The sequence below is a fragment of the Bacillus cereus genome (assembly GCF_025917685.1).
In the GTDB taxonomy this organism is placed as follows: Bacteria; Bacillota; Bacilli; order Bacillales; family Bacillaceae_G; genus Bacillus_A; species Bacillus_A cereus_AT.
This window is the reverse complement of the sequence record NZ_CP089518.1, coordinates 155,001-172,798: the sequence shown is the minus strand read 5'-3', so window position 1 is coordinate 172,798 and position 17,798 is coordinate 155,001. Positions and strand designations below refer to the sequence as shown.

Sequence of the window (17,798 nt, the reverse complement as noted above, 5' to 3'; positions counted from 1 at the left end):
ACTATAATGATTGAATTAAAAAACGTCTCCAAAGTATTTACAACAAAAAAAGGGAATGTTGAGGCCCTTAAATCAACTTCCCTTAAAGTAAAAAAGGGCGAGGTATTTGGAATCATTGGATATAGCGGCGCTGGTAAAAGTACATTAATTCGCTGTGTAAATTTATTAGAAAAACCAACGACAGGAAATATCATTATAAACGAACAAGATTTAACAACCTTATCGACAAAAGAACTCGCAAAAGCGAGACAAAAGATCGGCATGATTTTTCAAGGATTCAATTTACTTAAAACCGTTACCGTTTATGAAAACATCGCACTACCCTTACGTCTATCTGGTCTTCCCAAAAATGAAATTGAAAAAAGGGTAGAAAAGTATTTACGCATTGTTGATCTCTTTAATAAAAAAGACGCCTATCCAAGTGAATTATCTGGTGGCCAAAAACAACGTGTAGCGATCGCTCGTGCACTATCTCATGAGCCTGAAGTTTTATTAAGTGATGAAGCAACGAGCGCATTAGATCCGGAAACGACCGATTCTATTCTTGATTTGTTATTAAAAATCAATGAAGAAATTGGAATCACGATTTTACTAATTACACACGAAATGAATGTCATCCAGCGTATTTGTGACCACGTTGCCGTTATGGAACATGGGGCGGTAGTCGAAAGTGGAACCGTAAAAGATATTTTTACAAACCCACAACATGTAACAACGAAGAAATTTGTAAATAGCGCATTTGCAGCTAAAATTCCAGAAGAGGTACAGAAAGAGCTACAAAGCACTGGAGAAATCGTAACACTTTCATTTATAGGAACCGCTTCAGGAGAACCAGCGTTAGCTGTCGCTACAAAACGTTTTCAGGTATATCCTAATATTTTATCAGGCAATATTACGCAGTTAAAACATGAGGCATATGGGAAACTGGTCGTTCATATGCAAGGTGACAAAAATGAAGTAAACCGTGCTTTATCATTTTTACAAGAACAAGGAATTATCGTAGAAGGAGGTAGAACAGATTATGGGAAACAAGCCCTTTTTGGATGAGTGGGGTAACGTAATATGGGAAGCAACAATTCAAACATTTCAAATGACATCTATTTCATTACTTATCTCTATCCTTATTGCATTACCACTTGGTGTCACACTTGTTTTAACGAGACCTGGTGGACAGCGAGAAAATAAAATTATCTATCCTATTCTTAATACAGTTATTAATGTCATTCGCTCTCTTCCATTTATCATTCTATTATTCTTTATTTTACCTTTCACAAAGTTTCTAATGGGAACATCAATTGGCGTACAAGGTGTTATCGTACCACTTGTCGTATTTACAGCCCCTTATATTGCACGTTTAATGGAAACTGCTTTATTAGAAGTGGATCGTGGTGTCATTGAAGCATATCAAGCAATGGGAGTCTCTACTATAAAAATCATTTGGCACGTTATGGTTAAAGAAGCCCGTCCGTCTCTCGTACTTGGATTAACAATCGCAACAATTGGCTTAATCGGTGCAACAGCAATGGCTGGACTTGTAGGTGCTGGAGGCCTCGGTGATTTAGCATATCGATTCGGACATTTACGCTACGAACCTGAAGTGATGTATGCAACAGTCTTTATTTTAATCATTCTCGTTCAAGGATTACAGTCATTAGGGAATGGTATAGCGCGAAGATTGAAGAAAGATTAAAAAGAAGGTATCTCACTGAAATGAGATACCTTCTTTTTAATTATAAAATTATCTCTTAAATCCACCTTCTGAATGAATAACTTGTCCTGTAATCCACTCCGCTTCTTCACTTACTAAAAACTTAATAAGCCTCGCTGCATCTTTCGGTTCACCAATTCTGCCGAAAGGAAACATCGGTTTTAATCCTCTTTTTATCTCTTCTGTCATCCATCCCGTATCAGTTGGCCCTGGATTAATTGCATTAACAGTTATACCTAAATGGGCTACCTCTGCTGACAAAGTACTAGTGAGAGCATCAATAGCTCCCTTCGTTGTTGCATAGGCTAACTCGCCAGCCATAGGTCCTTTAAACTGTCCCGAAGTAATATTAACGATTCTACCACCTGATTTCTTATTAAATCCACGTGCAAACTCACTACTTAACAATGTAGTGCCGCGAACATTTACCATGTAATGTTTATCCAAATCTTCAGCAGTCAAATTGGAGAAATCATTATTCGTAGAATACGCTGCATTGTTAATTAATATATGAGGGTACCCTAGTTGTTCAGTAACTTTATTTATAAGCTGATTTGATGCATCATTCCGAGTTAAATCTAACTCCATACTTGATACTTTCACACCGTTTTGTAACAGCTCTTCTTTTAATTGTATTTGTTCATTTTGATCAACGCCCCAAGGCATCTCTTTATCGTAATTCGTCCAGTACGTAAAAAATATATCGTATCCTGCTTCAGCTAATTCTTTACAAATAGCTGCTCCAATACCATCTAGACGACTAACTCCTGTAACAACAGCTACTTTATTTTTTAATTGATTCACACTATACTCCTCCAAGTTTAAAGGACGCATATTTTATATAAGAGATATAAATTTCCCCACATAGGCATCTATCCTTACAAAAGGGATGTACAAGCTAAATATGCAGTCCTTGAATGATTTACAGATAGCTAAATAACCCCTCGCTTATGAGAGAAAAATTCATCTATCTAATTTCTAATCATTACAAGTTCATCCACATATTGAGTCTTTGTCCCCTCTCCATATATCTCCAAATTTTATTTTAACATTAAAGATTTAATATTTCAAAAAACGAAATAATTACTCCTATTCATGAAGTATCATGTACTATAAACCGTAGTTAATAACTAATTTGAATTTAAGTGTATACATTTACCATTACCTATTCGTTGTATAAGTGTAAGGAGGAAAAATGATGGGAAAAGAAAAAATATTGACCTCCTATCTTATCAATTTAGGAGAGGAAGTGTTCAAGCTATTACTAGCGAAAGGAGCTATAAAAGAAGATGCAGAAGACATCATCCAAAATACTTTCTATAAAGTATACACATTGCTAGATGATCTAACCGAGAGTAACATACGTCCATGGTTTTTCAGAGTCGCACTAAACGAATACATTGACTTAAAGAGAAAAAAAGAACAGCAAAACATTTATTTAACTGAAGAGATTTATTCAAAACTACAATATACAGACCAAGAATTAGACGCTGTTTTAAATAAAGATGAGATTTTCTATCTATTAAAAGATATAAAATTAGAATATAAAGAGGCCTTCTTTTTAAAGTACTATTACAACTTTTCATATGAAGAAATCGCTCTAATATTAGATATTCAAGTGAACAGTGTCAAACAAAAATTACATCGCGCACGTAAAACAATTCATTCTACAGTAGGAGGAAAAACTTAATGGACACTTCTTTAAAAGATGCGTTAAAAAAAGCGAAACGTAAGCAATTACTCAAAACCATTATTACTTCTATTATCGTCGTAATAATACTTATCCCTATAATTTATAAGATCGGTAATTTCTTCGCGGCGAAAAGTTCTACGAAACTTCACGAACATCTCTTTTTACATAATGCAATTGCAGAACCGAATGTGCAAATTGATTCTCAAGTAACGAGTAACTCATCCATGTTTGGCGGCAATATTATATCAAATCGTTCTAAAAATATTAATGGTTATGTAGTCCCATGGAACACATTAACAAGTTCCTATGGTTGGCTCCGTACCAATATCGATTCCAATGAATTAACACCTGGTTTTTATTGGTCCGATACAGAGTTCTACGAGTACGATAAACAAACAAAGAAAAAGTTTGCAACATTTTATAATCCCGCTATTAAGGAATATTTTGATGGTGTCCAAAATGAATTAGGGGAAGTTTCACAAATGAACAACTATGTTGCCGAAGTTGCTATCTCTTTCAATCAGCCCTACACACTACAAGAAATTAAAGAAAAAATTCCAGACAACTTAAACATTGTATGGTTATATATGACCTCACCAATTGGAGACGAAAGCAAGGGACCTGCTGGTATGCCCGTTTACGGATTTAATCCAGACAAGTCCCCTGAAGAAGCGTATAAAGAGTTCGTTGATTCACTTAACCAATACGATGACGATGGACATGACGAAGACATCCAGAAGTTTTTAAAATCAAACAAAAACAAACCATTCGATCAAGTGAAAATTTTAGGTGTTATGCTAACAGGAAAAACAGAAAACTTTAAGGCATTAGAAAACCAAGACTTTATTCGTGGTGCTTCTGTAGGGGTTACTGCACAAATTGTTCCTTATATAAAACCGGAGAAATAATAAGGAAAAGAAAAGATACACTAATAGTAGATAGTTAAAAGAATGTACATTAATCTGTTTACTATGGGAGCTATCTATTTTAGTGGAGAGCTCCCATCCCTCATTTATTGTTCATCCTCTAAAAAATAAATTTCCAAATACTTTATGTACAAATGAAAAATCATAATTTTTGTTCACACTTTATCCATTGTGAATCTTTTCACAATGGATATATAATAAACATGTAAATACAATACATTGGAGGGATTTCAATGGTTATCAACTTTTTAAGAACTGATAAACGTGCTGCTTTCATATTATTATTTTTACGATTTTACATAGGATATGCGTGGCTTGCTGCTGGAATAGGAAAAGTTGTTGGACAGTCTTTTGATGCAAGTGGTTTTCTAAAAGGAGCTATCGCTCAAGCATCAGGTAGTCACCCTGCAGTACAAGGTTGGTGGGCAGATTTCCTTCAACATTTTGTTCTTCCAAACGCAGACCTATTTAGCTTTCTAGTTCAATGGGGAGAAATTTTAGTAGGTCTCGGTTTAATTTTAGGTGGATTAACAAAAACAGCTGCATTTTTCGGAATCATAATGAACCTTTCATTTTTATTAAGCGGAACTGTTAGTGTAAACCCAAACCTACTTATTTTAACTATGTTCATTTTAGTTGCAGGACAGAATGCTGGACGTATCGGATTAGATGGTTATGTTTTCCAAAAACTTTTCAAAAAAAATAGCCGTGCAGCATATAAATTAAGTAAAACTGCATAAGAACAGTTCATCTTTTAAATATAAGCTAATAAGAAACACGATCATTTTCTCACATAAAGTGAAACCGAAATCTATAATCAGATTTCGGTTTTTTGATATACAATAAATCACCTAAACTATTCACAATTCGATATAATACAAATTTATCTATAGAAGTAATTTAAACGTTATAAGCTACCTTATAACGTTAGGCTATCTGAAAATCCAATAATACGTATACTTGCAGATGAACCAGAAGCAAGAGCTACAATCACAAGATAAATATGAAAACAGCCCTCCTTATGAGACTGTTTCATCCTTATGTATCCTGTGAGGATATCCATTATAAAGTCCTAAAATCTTTCATACTTTCTCCAAGAATATAGTGTGAAAACCACATCAAATTCTGCTTCATAATAGCCACATTAATTCCTGGCTGGTCAGAACTATATGCCATTCCTTTAAATATAATTAATTCTGTATCCACTTCCATATCCCTTAATCCTTGATATAGCTCATATGCGTTTAGAGTTGGAATTCTTGCATCCTTTTCGCCATGTTGGATTAAGGTGGGAGTACAGGCTGATTTAATATATGTCATTGGCGATGTTTTTGTATATATATCTGGATCATTCCATGGAGTATTTCCTAAATGCATTCTAATAAAGTAAGGGATATCTGTATTTACATAATGGGTACTCCAGTTAGTGATTCCACCTCCAACTGAAATAGCTTTAAATCTACTACTATATGTAGAACAGAAAGCTGATATATATCCCCCGTTGCTCCATCCCATAACCCCTACTCTACCCTTATCTACAATCCCTTGATCAACTAGTTTATCCACTCCAGATATAACATCATCGTAGTCAGCAATTCCCTGTTTTCGATAGTTTGCTTTTAAGAATTCATTACCATAACCAGAACTTCCCCTATAGTTCGGCTCTAAAACTATAAAGCCTTTTTCGATAAATTGCTCAATAGGATATTTTTCATTAAAACACTCTGAAAATATCGGGAAGGATGCCCAAGCCGGACCACCATGGATTACTACTAATAAGGGATATTTTTCATTTGCGTCAAACTCTACTGGAGTCGATAAAACACCCTCTATTTCAAGACCATCACTACTTTTCCATGAGACTATTTCCCTATTACTTTTAAGCTTTCCTTCGAAAAAGCTATTTTCATTCGTTATTTTTTTATCGTCTAAATAGATTTCAAAGGTTTCATTTGTAATAGCCTTATTATAGGATATATGATTTCCATCCCTTGTTATAGAAGCATTCATTATAAAGCCATCTACTTTGTCACTTAACATTTCCACAGTGCCATCCTCACATAGCAATCCAATACGATAGTTAGTTTTATCCTGCCATCTAATTAAAATCCCCTTAGCCGTCCACTGTAATGGCATAACCGTACTATCAAAGTTTGTTAAAGGCCGAATTACCTCTCCAGTATTCATATCATATATCTCTAATGTACTGTCTTGTATATGAGTCTTATAGTACTCCTTCTCCCTTATGCTTGCTGAGTAGCATATTTTGCTGCCTTCAGGAGAAAAGCAAACGCTCCCTCCCAACAACTTATCCATATTCATCTTTTGTAGCTCTCCAGCTTTAATATCTAGTATGTATAGATCTCCATTCATATAATCTCCCATATTTGAGCTTGGTGTAGCCATAAATACAACCTTTTTCCCATCATTTGAAATATCAAATTCGTGGATATGAAAATCCTTCCCATTAGTTAGTTGATAAACACCGCTATTTTCATGTTCCTCTTTATCATTTTGTATCACTTTTTCTATTTCAATGTAATATAAACAATTATTCTTGTACTCCTTACCTATACGTTGGAAATCCCCATATAGTTCCTTCCGCTTCTTTATCAGCTCTGATTCTTTTGACTGTGCCACATAATAAAAGCCTTTACCACTAGGCTCCCATTTAAAATTACTGATCCCTTCTTTCTCATCAGTAATTTGTAACTCACCATAACCATCTATTGACTTAACAAAGATTTGATTTTTCTTATTATCCCCCTCACCAACTGGGCTAAGGTAGGCGATATCCCTAGAATCTGGGGACCATAATGGGTGTATACTATCTATATCCCCAGTTGTTAATGGGTAACTCTGCTCCTTATCTTTTTCATATATCCATATATGATTCCTATATGTATTGTCTTTCCAGTTAGCTGTCTTCTTAACAAATGCTACATTTTTTCCATCATCACTTATGTTTGTACTTGATAAAGCTGGTAATGAAATAATCTCTTCTATACTTAAATATGTTTCTTCATTTATTTGCATTAATAAGCCCCCTCGTAATGTCTAATAATCTATCGTCTCTTCCTGTGTAATAAAGGAAATTGTTCACGAATACTTAAAATGATAACGGAAAATTCTGATAAATAAAAGTAGTTCCTTTCAAAATCCGATAAAGTGAAACTTTAATCAGTGGGGATTCTGTCCATCCCCACTGCTAGTTCCTCGCCCCTCTTTAATCCACTTATCAATTTTAGATGTTCTTTTTCTTTTGGACACAAAAACACCCCTTTAGATAAAAATATCCAAAGGGGTGAAGCTTCACAAATTTATTTCAAATCTACCAACCTCTACTCAACAGTAACAGACTTAGCTAAGTTACGTGGCTTATCAACGTCACATTCGCGGTGAAGTGCTGCGTAGTATGAGATAAGTTGTAATGGAATAACTGCTACTAGCGGTGCTAGTGCTTCGTGTACAGCTGGTAATACGAAGCTGTCACCTTCCATTTCTAAGCCTTTCATTGAGATGATACATGGGTTAGCCCCGCGCGCTACTACTTCTTTCACGTTACCACGAATTCCAAGGTTTACGTGCTCTTGTGTAGCAAGTGCGATAACTGGTGTACCGTTTTCGATTAAGGCAATTGTACCGTGTTTTAATTCTCCTCCAGCAAATCCTTCTGCTTGGATGTAAGAGATTTCTTTTAGTTTTAACGCACCTTCTAAACCTACGAAGAAGTCTACGCTACGTCCGATGAAGAAGCAGTTACGCGTTGTTGCTAAAAATTGTTTTGCTAATGCGTCCATCTCTTCTTTTTGATCACAAAGTACTACCATTGCATTTGCTACAAGTCCTAGTTCGTGAGTTAAATCAAAATCAAGAATTTCACCTTTAGCTTTTGCAATGTCAGCTGCTAAGATTGAAAGTACTGCAAGTTGTGCTGTGTAAGCTTTCGTTGATGCAACTGCAATTTCTGGTCCCGCATATAACGGAAGTGTATAATCAGCTTCACGAGAAAGCGTAGAACCAGGTACATTTGTAATCGTTAATGCTTTATGACCCATTTCATTTGTTTGCACAAGTACTGCACGGCTATCAGCTGTTTCACCACTTTGTGAAATGTAAATGAAGAATGGTCTTTCTGTTAATAATGGCATATTGTAAGAGAATTCACTTGCTACGTGTACTTCAACTGGTACTTTCGCAAATTTCTCGATGAATTGCTTTCCAACAAGACCTGCATGATAACTTGTTCCACATGCAATGATGTAAATGCGATCGCTATCTAAAATTGCGTTACGGATATCTGCATCCAGTTCAATCTCGCCATTTTCATCTTGATACTTTTGAATTATATTACGGATTACAAGTGGTTGCTCATCGATTTCTTTAAGCATGAAATGAGGATACGTTCCTTTTTCAATATCACTTGCGTCTAATTCCGCTGTATAAGGTGCACGTTCAATCGTTTCACCTTGTAAGTTTTTAATTGTAATGCTTTCTTTCGTTACAATTACGATTTCTTTATCCATTAACTCGATAAATTGATCTGTAACTTGTAACATCGCCATAGCGTCGCTCGCCACAACATTAAAGTTGTCACCAACACCTACTAATAGCGGGCTTTTGTTTTTAGCAACATAAATCATGTTTGGATTTTCAGCATCAAGTAATCCGATTGCATAAGAGCCATGTAAAAGAGATAGCGTATTACGGAACGCTTCTTCTACACTTAATCCTGTGCTCACTTGTTGTTCCATAAGCTGTACGATAATTTCTGTATCTGTTTCACTTACGAACGTTACATCTTGTAAATATTCCTTTTTCACTAATTCATAGTTTTCAATTACACCGTTATGAACTAGTGTAAAGCGTTTTGATGTACTTTGATGCGGATGCGCGTTTAACTTACTTGGAACACCATGTGTAGCCCAGCGTGTATGTCCAATCCCTACGCTTGCTGCTACGTTCTCATCTACGATTTCGCGAAGCTTTGCAATACGGCCTTTTTCTTTGTATACAACAACACCGTTCTCTGCTTGTACTGCAATACCTGCTGAATCATATCCACGATATTCTAGTTTTTCTAAACCTTTTAATAAAATTTCCTTTGCATCTTGCTCTCCAATAAATCCTACAATTCCACACATGTTTAGTCGCCGTTACAAATGCTTACACTGCTTTGCGAACATGTAACGACATAGTCCGATACCATTTATTTATATTAAAAAAACGGATTACATATTGCTAGCCCTGTAAGCTTGTAACGGCTTTCACCTTCCTCTCGATTGGGTTAAAGTCCGTATATACTTATACAGCTAGTATTCATCCGTTCCTTTTCTCTCATCACACTTTCACCTTTGTCCACTAAGTCACCTTAATGTTTTAAGTAAAAGTTTGCGGTTGTGATGAACAACCGGGAGTCATCCGCCGAAATCTCGATAAACTCCACCTCGTCAACTACACTACTTGTAGTTCTGGCGCTTTTATAATTTACAATATTTCCTTTGAGAAAAAGAACAAGACCATCGTATAACAAACAATATAAATCGTCAATGAAATTTTTTTCATTGTCTATAAAACATATGAAAAAGGAGCACTTTTTGTGCTCCTTTTTCATAGAATCGGCGAATTATTCAACGCCAACTTCAGCTTTCACAACTTCTACAATACGATGTACATATCCATCACAAATTTCTTGTGTCGGTGCTTCTGCCATTACACGAATAAGTGGTTCTGTTCCAGATGGACGAACAAGAATACGACCGTCTCCGTTCATTTCTTCCTCTACAACACAAATAATTTCTTTAATTTTCTCATTTTCTAATGCTAGTTTTTTATCTGTTACACGAACGTTTACTAGTAATTGTGGGAATTTTGTCATCTCGCCTGCAAGCTCAGATAATGGCTTTTTCGTCATTTTCATGATGTTTACAAGTTGAAGTGCACTTAACATTCCATCACCAGTTGTAATGTAATCAAGTAAGATAATGTGACCTGATTGTTCTCCGCCCAGATTATATCCACCACGTTTCATTTCTTCCATTACGTAGCGGTCACCAACTGCTGTTTTATCACTTGTAATATTGTTTGCTTCAAGTGCTTTATAGAAGCCTAAGTTACTCATAACTGTTGAAACAACTGTATTATGTTTCAATTGACCAGTTTCTTTCATATACTTCGCACAAATAAACATAATTTGATCGCCGTCAACGATGTTTCCTTTTTCATCTACCGCGATTAAACGGTCGCCATCACCATCAAAAGCAAGTCCGATATCAGCACCTTTTTCTTTTACTAATTCAGCTAAGACTTCTGGATGTGTAGATCCTACACCTTCGTTAATATTCATACCGTTTGGAGAAGTTCCCATCGTTGAAATATCAGCTTCTAAGTCTGCAAATAAGTATGGAGCTAAAGAAGAAGTCGCACCGTGTGCGCAATCTAAAGCAATATGTAAACCAGAGAAATCTTCCTCTACAGTTTGTTTAATGTATTGTAAATACTTTTGTCCACCTTCAAAATAATCACTCACTTGGCCAAGGTTAGTACCTGTTGGACGTGGTAACTCGTCAACTTCTTTGTCTAATAATGCTTCAATTTCAGCTTCTTGCTCATCTGTTAATTTAAAACCATCTGAACCGAAGAACTTAATTCCATTATCTTGTACTGGATTATGAGATGCAGAAATCATAACACCCGCTTGTGCATCTAAAGCTTTTGTTAAATAAGCCACACCTGGTGTAGAAATAACACCAAGACGCATTACTTCTGCTCCAGTTGATAATAGGCCTGCTACTAAAGCTCCTTCTAACATATGTCCAGATACACGTGTATCACGGCCAATAATTACTTTTGGACGATCTGTATCTTTTGTTAATACATAGCCGCCAAAACGTCCAATTTTGAATGCTAATTCAGGTGTTAATTCCTTATTTGCAACCCCGCGTACTCCGTCTGTACCAAAATATTTACCCATTATTATTCGCTCCTTTTTCATGCTCTTTGTGATTATCTACTGTTGGTTCTTGGCTCGTTTCTTGGCCATTTTCTTTATCTTTTTCTTTATCTTTTCCCTGATCCTTTTCTGGATCCGGTTCCGGATTTTTTGGTTTTTCAGTTTGATTTTCTTTATTGTTTGCTGGATCTGGTTGTTCAATATTACCCTGTACTTCTTTATCTGGTTTTTCTTTCTTCACAATTGTGACTTTAGCACCTTTTTGTTTTGGTTCTATCGAAATATTACCAGGACCGCTCACTTGAATAGAAACATCCTTCGTCCCCGGAGATACATTTTGCAGATTAATCGCAGCTGTTATTTGAGCAGCTGTTATTTTATCTACTATACTTGCTTCTCCTGAAATATCAACGCTTATCTTTCCATCCTGTGGCGAAAGTAGCTGAGCAGTAACATCATTCGGAATTCCATTTTTTTGAATCGGGATACCCTCTATAGTTTTACTTTTCGTTTGTTTTACCTTTTGTACCCCTACAGAAACCTTCACTTGATTTGGTTTTGCACTTGTCACACCTTTTGGCAATAAAACAGAGGCATCGAATGTTGTAGAATCCGTCAATTGACTAAGATCTACCTCGACCCCCTCTATAGATTGTATATTATCCAAAATGTCTTTTGGACCTGCTATCGTTACCTCTTTTGGTTCAACATTAATATTTGTAACAGCTAAACCCTCTGGCAAATTCCCTTTTTTCGAATATGTTAGAGGTACTGTTTTTTCGACGTTATTTGCTGTAGGTTGTGTCACTACATTCACGGTTACACTTATTTTAGATGGACTCGTTTTTACATTTAAACGTTTCCCTTCTTTATTGTACAATGTAACGTCTGCTGTTTTTGTAACAGTTTTATTCACGCCTTTTAAGTCGATATATGCCTTAGCAGATGAAATACTTTCTATTTCTTCTTTTGTTCCAACTACTTCAACAGTGTCGGGCTTAATACTCGATTTCTCAATAGTAGAACCTGCTGGCATCTGATCTTCATTTGATAATTTCAAATCCACATGAACATACTTTTTCGCTTTTTCATGAAGAGTGACTTTAATTGTTGATGGTTGAACTGTCCCTTTCACATCATCTGGAAGCCCGTTCGCTTTTAAAGAAACTTCATAGGTTCCTACTCGACTGTCTCGCAAATCAACTGGTATATTAAATTGGCTTTTTGCTTTTGTTGCAGCGACCGATGCTTTTGGGCCTTCTAACTTCACCTTGACTCCACCTGGTGGAATACCACTTACAATATACTTCTCTTCATCATACTTAATAGTAATGGGATAATCAGTTAATGTTTCTTTCGTTTCATTTACGAAAGGTAATATACTCGCTGTCGTATTTTTTTCGGTTAAAGTTGCTGACATAAAAAGCATACACGCCAATAGTAATGAGATTCCTTTTAAAAACCAATGATTCTCCATTAGCTTATCCATGACGCTTTCTCCTCCAATTCCATAAAGACGAAGAAGTCGTTTTTTCGTTCCCACTAAATTCTGCTAACAACATATCCTTCAGCTGCTCTGTCTTCAAATCACGATGTAACTCACCGTTTTTCGTTAAAGAAATTTGACCCGTTTCTTCCGACACAACTACTGTAATACTATCAGTAACTTCACTAACTCCCATTGCAGCGCGATGCCTTGTTCCTAACTCCTTAGAAATAAACGGACTTTCTGATAGCGGAAGATAACATGCTGCTGCTTTAATTGTACTTCCCTGCATAATTACTGCTCCATCATGAAGAGGGGTATTAGGGATAAAAATATTAATGAGTAGTTCTGATGACACATTTGCGTTCAGCGGAATACCCGTTTCCACATAGTCACCCATCCCAGTCTCTTTTGACAACGTAATTAATGCACCTATTCTACGTTTTCCCATATATTCCGTAGCTTTCGCTATCGCTGTTGCAACAATTTCAGGTTCATCTTCCTCGTGAGTTCCCACACGCGAAAACAGACTACCTCGTCCTAGCTGCTCAAGTGCTCTTCGCAATTCTGGCTGGAAGATAATAATAACAGCTAGGAATCCCCACGTTAATACTTGTTCCGTTAGCCAATATAGCGTATGCAATTCAAGTAAAATACTGATCATCCGGACGACAATAATAACTGTAATACCTTTTAAAAGTTGAACAGCCTTCGTGCCCCGGATTATAAGAATTAGCTTATATATAATAAACCATACAACAGCAATATCTAATGCCGTACTAAGATATTTCAAAATGGTCGTATCTTCAAAAGGCATGCTAACCCTTCCTCCTACTTACGAGCAATTCTATCCATATATTGAAATATTATTTTATGCTCTATCTGTATGTATTTCCAACAACTAGTTAATTATACCATACATGAAACAAACGACAATTACAAACGCCCCCTTTAGCTTAAATTGGTAAGATGTCAACCTTTCTTACCCTACAGTATAATATCAATCATAATTATACGCCTATTTCCCAATAAAAAAAGCAACTTCACAGTTGCTTTTCTTACATTTATTTCAGTTTTTCACCGAATAAAGAACCCATTAAAGCAACCGCTGTTGTTGCTGTTCTGTTTCTCTCATCTAAAATTGTATTTACTTCAACAAACTCAGCAGATGTAACAATATCAGCTTCTGCTAACATCTCCATCGCTAAGTGGCTTTCACGATAAGATAGACCGCCAATTACAGGTGTTCCAACTCCTGGTGCGTCATGAGGATCAAGCCCATCTAGATCTAATGATAAATGGACACCATCCGTATGAGATAAATACGCAATTGTTTCTTCCATAACAGCCGTCATACCCATACGATCGATTTCATGCATTGAGAATACTTTAATGCCTTCATCGCGAATAAAGTCTTTTTCTCCTTCATCCAATGCACGTGCACCGATAATTACAACGTTCTCTTTTTTCACCTTTGGATATGCTTCATATAAGTCTACAAGCGTCGGATGTCCATAGCCTAAACTTGCAGCAAGTGACATACCGTGAATATTTCCAGATGGTGAAGTCTCTTCTGTATTTAAATCACCATGTGCATCATACCAAATAACACCTAAATTTTTATAATGTTTCGCTACACCAGCTAGCGTACCGATAGCAATACTATGGTCACCGCCTAATACAAGTGGAAAACGACCTTCTTCTATAATATGATCAACCTTACTTGCTAATTCATTACATACAGTTGCAACTTGTGTAAGGTTTCTTAATTTTGTATTTTCATCTACTTCTTTTTCTCTCTCAATACATATATCTCCCAAATCTTTAACGTCATATCCAATTTGTTCAATTCTTTCAATTACCCCTGCATAACGGATCGCGCTTGGTCCCATATCAACCCCGCGACGCATCTGTCCTAAATCCATTGGAACTCCAATAACTGAGATTTCTTTTTTCATAGATAGTATCCCCCTTTTATGCCTTCCTAAATATTTTAAATCTTTTATATAGTCTGACTCAACTCGACATTTTTCTGCATGGATATACAATATATTCACTTGTACACTCATTGAAACCTAAATTTTAAGACTATTCTATGTATAAAGTTAACTTAGTGAAACAACTGACTTTTCTATCAGCTAATATTTTTATCCGCACTTTTCTCCATCATCACTCAGGATTATGCAAAATATCATCAAATAAATGGATTAAAAAACACTTCTACATTTAGAAGCGTTTTTCTGATGCTAATTTCCACACTGTTGCAATATTTCTTGCTGTCATTTCGATATTCTCTTCTGCCCTTTTATATGCTTCTTCTAATGTCATTGGACTCGCTGTAATACTAAACACTGCATCAATTCCCTTTTCGTAAACAGTCGTATAATTCGAGGATACAGATCCACCAATAGCAATTACAGGAATATGACGATATTTCGCCCGCTTCGCGACACCAACAGGAGCTTTTCCATACGCTGTTTGTTCATCTATTCTTCCCTCACCAGTTACAATCAGATCGGCGCCCTCTATACACTTATCAAAATTTGTATAATCTAATACAATTTCAATTCCTTTTCTTAACTGCCCCTTTAGCACCGCAACGACAGCTGCTCCCATTCCTCCAGCTGCCCCCGCCCCCGGTATTTCAGATACATCTAAAGATACATGTTGTTTAAGTATATTAGCATAATGTTTTAAATTCTCATCTAGCTCTTTCATCATCTCTACATTTGCGCCCTTTTGTCTCGCAAATACAAAAGATGCCCCGCTAGCTCCAACTAAAGGGTTATCTACATCACACGCTGCTTCTAACTTTAAATCCTTTAGGCGTGAATCAATCCTAGAAAGATCAACAGTAGTAATCAAATTTAATGTCCCTCCAGAGGGTTCTATTACTTCACCTTTCCTGTTTATAAACCTTGTACCTAAAGCGGATAGCATACCAGCCCCACCATCATTTGTAGCACTTCCTCCAAGTCCTAAAATAATGTGTTTCACTCCTTGATCTAATGCATGTAATATAAGTTCACCTGTCCCTTTTGTTGTTGTAATAAGTGGGTTTCTCTTTTCAATTGGAACGTGTTGTAATCCTGATGCTGCTGCCATTTCAATAAATGCTGTCTCCTTATCCTTAGACATACCATAAAAGGCTTGCACGCTCTCTCCAAGCGGCCCTGTCACATTAAGTGATATAATTTCTCCCATTGTAGCACCAACAAGAGATTCGACCGTTCCTTCACCTCCATCTCCAATTGGTACTTTAACGTACTCTGCTTTAGGAAAAACTGCTGCAAAACCTCTTTCAATAGCTTCACATGCCTCCATAGCTTTCAAACTTTCTTTATATGAATCAGATGCAATGACAACTTTCATAATTATCTCTCCTTATTTATGCTCTTCTTTCATTTTAAACAACATATACACAAGTTGTCTTTTTATGTGAAATTTAAGCACAAAAAAAGCTTACATCATTTGATGTAAGCTTTCCCTATTTATATGGAGCCTAGCGGGATCGAACCGCTGACCTCCTGCGTGCAAGGCAGGCGCTCTCCCAGCTGAGCTAAGGCCCCGTAGTAATAAAGCGGAAGACGGGATTCGAACCCGCGACCCCAACCTTGGCAAGGTTGTATTCTACCACTGAACTACTTCCGCGAAAATGGTGAGCCATGAAGGATTCGAACCTTCGACCCTCTGATTAAAAGTCAGATGCTCTACCAACTGAGCTAATGGCTCGTAAATGGCTGGGCTAGCTGGATTCGAACCAGCGCATGACGGAGTCAAAGTCCGTTGCCTTACCGCTTGGCTATAGCCCATTAATATTTACTAGTATGGTTATCTTCTCAAAAAAATAAACCCTTTCAGGTTATTTTAAAGAAAATGGTGGAGGGGGGCAGATTCGAACTGCCGAACCCGAAGGAGCGGATTTACAGTCCGCCGCGTTTAGCCACTTCGCTACCCCTCCGACATTTAAATATATATGGTGGAGGATGACGGGATCGAACCGCCGACCCCCTGCTTGTAAGGCAGGTGCTCTCCCAGCTGAGCTAATCCTCCAAAAGTGGTGACCCGTACGGGATTCGAACCCGTGTTACCGCCGTGAAAGGGCGGTGTCTTAACCACTTGACCAACGGGCCAAAAAAATCCAAAACTTTTCTCAAGCTTCCAACCGGGCTTGAACCGGTGACCTCTTCCTTACCATGGAAGTACTCTACCAGCTGAGCTATGGAAGCATAATGGCTCCGCAGGTAGGAATCGAACCTACGACCGATCGGTTAACAGCCGATAGCTCTACCGCTGAGCTACTGCGGAATAATACAAGCCTGGCAACGTCCTACTCTCACAGGGACAAGGTCCCAACTACCATCGGCGCTAGAGAGCTTAACTTCCGTGTTCGGTATGGGAACGGGTGTGACCTCTCTGCCATCATTACCAGACTTTTATCATTATACACATTCTTTTCAGAATGTCAAGAAGAAATCTAAACATATATTCCTTCAAAACTAGATAACATTGCTACATATTATATGGTTAAGTCCTCGATCTATTAGTATTCGTCAGCTCCACATGTCACCATGCTTCCACCTCGAACCTATCAACCTGATCATCTTTCAGGGATCTTACTAGCTTACGCTATGGGAAATCTCATCTTGAGGGGGGCTTCATGCTTAGATGCTTTCAGCACTTATCCCTTCCGCACATAGCTACCCAGCTATGCCCTTGGCAGAACAACTGGTACACCAGCGGTGCGTCCATCCCGGTCCTCTCGTACTAAGGACAGCTCCTCTCAAATTTCCTACGCCCACGACGGATAGGGACCGAACTGTCTCACGACGTTCTGAACCCAGCTCGCGTACCGCTTTAATGGGCGAACAGCCCAACCCTTGGGACCGACTACAGCCCCAGGATGCGATGAGCCGACATCGAGGTGCCAAACCTCCCCGTCGATGTGGACTCTTGGGGGAGATAAGCCTGTTATCCCCGGGGTAGCTTTTATCCGTTGAGCGATGGCCCTTCCATGCGGAACCACCGGATCA

13 protein-coding genes, 9 tRNA genes, 2 rRNA genes and 1 pseudogene (1 of these 25 only partly in view) are annotated in these 17,798 nt (G+C 37.4%); 5 read left to right on the top strand and 20 right to left on the bottom strand.

The features are described from left to right. Positions 1-6 precede the first annotated feature (6 nt). Complete coding sequence (locus LUS72_RS01000) at positions 7-1,047, top strand: methionine ABC transporter ATP-binding protein (RefSeq protein WP_097831179.1); 1,041 nt, start codon at positions 7-9, stop codon at positions 1,045-1,047. Beyond that, positions 1,022-1,690: a methionine ABC transporter permease gene (locus tag LUS72_RS00995; RefSeq protein WP_097831178.1), complete on the top strand. Its 669-nt coding sequence runs from the start codon at positions 1,022-1,024 to the stop codon at positions 1,688-1,690. The genes LUS72_RS01000 and LUS72_RS00995 overlap by 26 nt, the downstream gene beginning before the upstream one ends. 48 nt (positions 1,691-1,738) lie before the next feature. Here the strand turns inward: LUS72_RS00995 and LUS72_RS00990 are convergent, their stop codons facing one another. Next, positions 1,739-2,542, bottom strand: a complete 804-nt coding sequence (locus LUS72_RS00990) for an SDR family oxidoreductase (RefSeq protein WP_097831177.1) — start codon at positions 2,540-2,542, stop codon at positions 1,739-1,741. 364 nt (positions 2,543-2,906) lie between these two features. Here LUS72_RS00990 and LUS72_RS00985 point away from each other — a divergent pair, with 364 nt between their 5' ends. From LUS72_RS00985 to LUS72_RS00975, 3 genes are all read left to right on the top strand, one after another. Beyond that, on the top strand, positions 2,907-3,398 hold the full coding sequence (locus tag LUS72_RS00985; RefSeq protein WP_097831176.1) for an RNA polymerase sigma factor: 492 nt from the start codon (positions 2,907-2,909) through the stop codon (positions 3,396-3,398). Beyond that, complete coding sequence (locus LUS72_RS00980; protein ID WP_097831175.1) at positions 3,398-4,309, top strand: sigma factor regulator N-terminal domain-containing protein; 912 nt, start codon at positions 3,398-3,400, stop codon at positions 4,307-4,309. The genes LUS72_RS00985 and LUS72_RS00980 overlap by 1 nt, the downstream gene beginning before the upstream one ends. A gap of 251 nt (positions 4,310-4,560) precedes the next feature. Continuing rightward, on the top strand, positions 4,561-5,067 hold the full coding sequence (locus LUS72_RS00975) for a DoxX family membrane protein (RefSeq protein ID WP_098361708.1): 507 nt from the start codon (positions 4,561-4,563) through the stop codon (positions 5,065-5,067). 322 nt (positions 5,068-5,389) lie between these two features. Here LUS72_RS00975 and LUS72_RS00970 read toward each other — a convergent pair whose 3' ends face one another. The 19 genes and pseudogenes from LUS72_RS00970 to LUS72_RS00885 form a co-directional block, all read right to left on the bottom strand. Next, entirely contained in the window at positions 5,390-7,363 is a 1,974-nt protein-coding gene (locus tag LUS72_RS00970) for a S9 family peptidase (RefSeq protein WP_264448503.1), read from the bottom strand. Positions 7,364-7,668: 305 nt separating this feature from the next. Beyond that, the gene (gene glmS, locus LUS72_RS00965; RefSeq protein ID WP_097831173.1) at positions 7,669-9,471 is read right to left on the bottom strand and encodes a glutamine--fructose-6-phosphate transaminase (isomerizing); all 1,803 of its coding nucleotides are present in this window, start codon (positions 9,469-9,471) and stop codon (positions 7,669-7,671) included. A gap of 12 nt (positions 9,472-9,483) precedes the next feature. Beyond that, positions 9,484-9,668, bottom strand: a pseudogene (locus LUS72_RS27300) (hypothetical protein). A 285-nt stretch (positions 9,669-9,953) separates the two neighbouring features. Next, positions 9,954-11,300, bottom strand: coding sequence for a phosphoglucosamine mutase (glmM, locus tag LUS72_RS00960; RefSeq protein ID WP_097831172.1), 1,347 nt, complete (start codon positions 11,298-11,300; stop codon positions 9,954-9,956). Further along, the gene (locus tag LUS72_RS00955) at positions 11,293-12,768 is read right to left on the bottom strand and encodes a CdaR family protein (protein ID WP_097831171.1); all 1,476 of its coding nucleotides are present in this window, start codon (positions 12,766-12,768) and stop codon (positions 11,293-11,295) included. The genes glmM and LUS72_RS00955 overlap by 8 nt, the downstream gene beginning before the upstream one ends. Then, positions 12,761-13,582 carry a diadenylate cyclase CdaA gene (cdaA, locus tag LUS72_RS00950; RefSeq protein WP_001115704.1) on the bottom strand — a complete coding sequence of 274 codons (822 nt, stop codon included), beginning with the start codon at positions 13,580-13,582 and terminating at the stop codon, positions 12,761-12,763. Before cdaA ends, LUS72_RS00955 begins: the two co-directional genes overlap by 8 nt. 247 nt (positions 13,583-13,829) lie before the next feature. After that, positions 13,830-14,723 (bottom strand): arginase, encoded by an 894-nt coding sequence (rocF, locus tag LUS72_RS00945; RefSeq protein WP_000711584.1) that lies wholly within the window; start codon positions 14,721-14,723, stop codon positions 13,830-13,832. A 268-nt stretch (positions 14,724-14,991) separates the two neighbouring features. Further along, on the bottom strand, positions 14,992-16,137 hold the full coding sequence (locus tag LUS72_RS00940) for a glycerate kinase (RefSeq protein WP_097831170.1): 1,146 nt from the start codon (positions 16,135-16,137) through the stop codon (positions 14,992-14,994). A 124-nt stretch (positions 16,138-16,261) separates the two neighbouring features. Continuing rightward, positions 16,262-16,334 (bottom strand) — tRNA-Ala (locus tag LUS72_RS00935). A gap of 10 nt (positions 16,335-16,344) precedes the next feature. Continuing rightward, positions 16,345-16,416 (bottom strand) — tRNA-Gly (locus LUS72_RS00930). Between the two features lie 5 nt (positions 16,417-16,421). Continuing rightward, positions 16,422-16,497, bottom strand: a tRNA-Lys gene (locus LUS72_RS00925). A gap of 5 nt (positions 16,498-16,502) precedes the next feature. Continuing rightward, positions 16,503-16,577, bottom strand: a tRNA-Gln gene (locus LUS72_RS00920). A gap of 65 nt (positions 16,578-16,642) precedes the next feature. Next, a tRNA-Tyr gene (locus tag LUS72_RS00915) sits at positions 16,643-16,726 on the bottom strand. Between the two features lie 16 nt (positions 16,727-16,742). Then, positions 16,743-16,818 (bottom strand) — tRNA-Val (locus tag LUS72_RS00910). 5 nt (positions 16,819-16,823) lie between these two features. Beyond that, positions 16,824-16,898 (bottom strand) — tRNA-Glu (locus tag LUS72_RS00905). A gap of 23 nt (positions 16,899-16,921) precedes the next feature. Then, positions 16,922-16,994: transfer RNA gene (locus LUS72_RS00900), tRNA-Thr, on the bottom strand. 4 nt (positions 16,995-16,998) lie between these two features. Further along, positions 16,999-17,073, bottom strand: a tRNA-Asn gene (locus tag LUS72_RS00895). 9 nt (positions 17,074-17,082) lie between these two features. Then, a 5S ribosomal RNA gene (rrf, locus tag LUS72_RS00890) occupies positions 17,083-17,198 on the bottom strand. A gap of 90 nt (positions 17,199-17,288) precedes the next feature. Next, positions 17,289-17,798, bottom strand: a 23S ribosomal RNA gene (locus LUS72_RS00885) (it continues 2,412 nt past the right edge of the window).

Coding starts and splice junctions, on each gene's coding strand:
- LUS72_RS01000 (WP_097831179.1), top strand. CDS start 7: ATGATTGAATTAAAAAACGTCTCCAAAGTATTTACAACAAAAAAAGGG.
- LUS72_RS00995 (WP_097831178.1), top strand. CDS start 1,022: ATGGGAAACAAGCCCTTTTTGGATGAGTGGGGTAACGTAATATGGGAA.
- LUS72_RS00990 (WP_097831177.1), bottom strand. CDS start 2,542: ATGCGTCCTTTAAACTTGGAGGAGTATAGTGTGAATCAATTAAAAAAT.
- LUS72_RS00985 (WP_097831176.1), top strand. CDS start 2,907: ATGGGAAAAGAAAAAATATTGACCTCCTATCTTATCAATTTAGGAGAG.
- LUS72_RS00980 (WP_097831175.1), top strand. CDS start 3,398: ATGGACACTTCTTTAAAAGATGCGTTAAAAAAAGCGAAACGTAAGCAA.
- LUS72_RS00975 (WP_098361708.1), top strand. CDS start 4,561: ATGGTTATCAACTTTTTAAGAACTGATAAACGTGCTGCTTTCATATTA.
- LUS72_RS00970 (WP_264448503.1), bottom strand. CDS start 7,363: ATGCAAATAAATGAAGAAACATATTTAAGTATAGAAGAGATTATTTCA.
- glmS (WP_097831173.1), bottom strand. CDS start 9,471: ATGTGTGGAATTGTAGGATTTATTGGAGAGCAAGATGCAAAGGAAATT.
- glmM (WP_097831172.1), bottom strand. CDS start 11,300: ATGGGTAAATATTTTGGTACAGACGGAGTACGCGGGGTTGCAAATAAG.
- LUS72_RS00955 (WP_097831171.1), bottom strand. CDS start 12,768: ATGGATAAGCTAATGGAGAATCATTGGTTTTTAAAAGGAATCTCATTA.
- cdaA (WP_001115704.1), bottom strand. CDS start 13,582: ATGCCTTTTGAAGATACGACCATTTTGAAATATCTTAGTACGGCATTA.
- rocF (WP_000711584.1), bottom strand. CDS start 14,723: ATGAAAAAAGAAATCTCAGTTATTGGAGTTCCAATGGATTTAGGACAG.
- LUS72_RS00940 (WP_097831170.1), bottom strand. CDS start 16,137: ATGAAAGTTGTCATTGCATCTGATTCATATAAAGAAAGTTTGAAAGCT.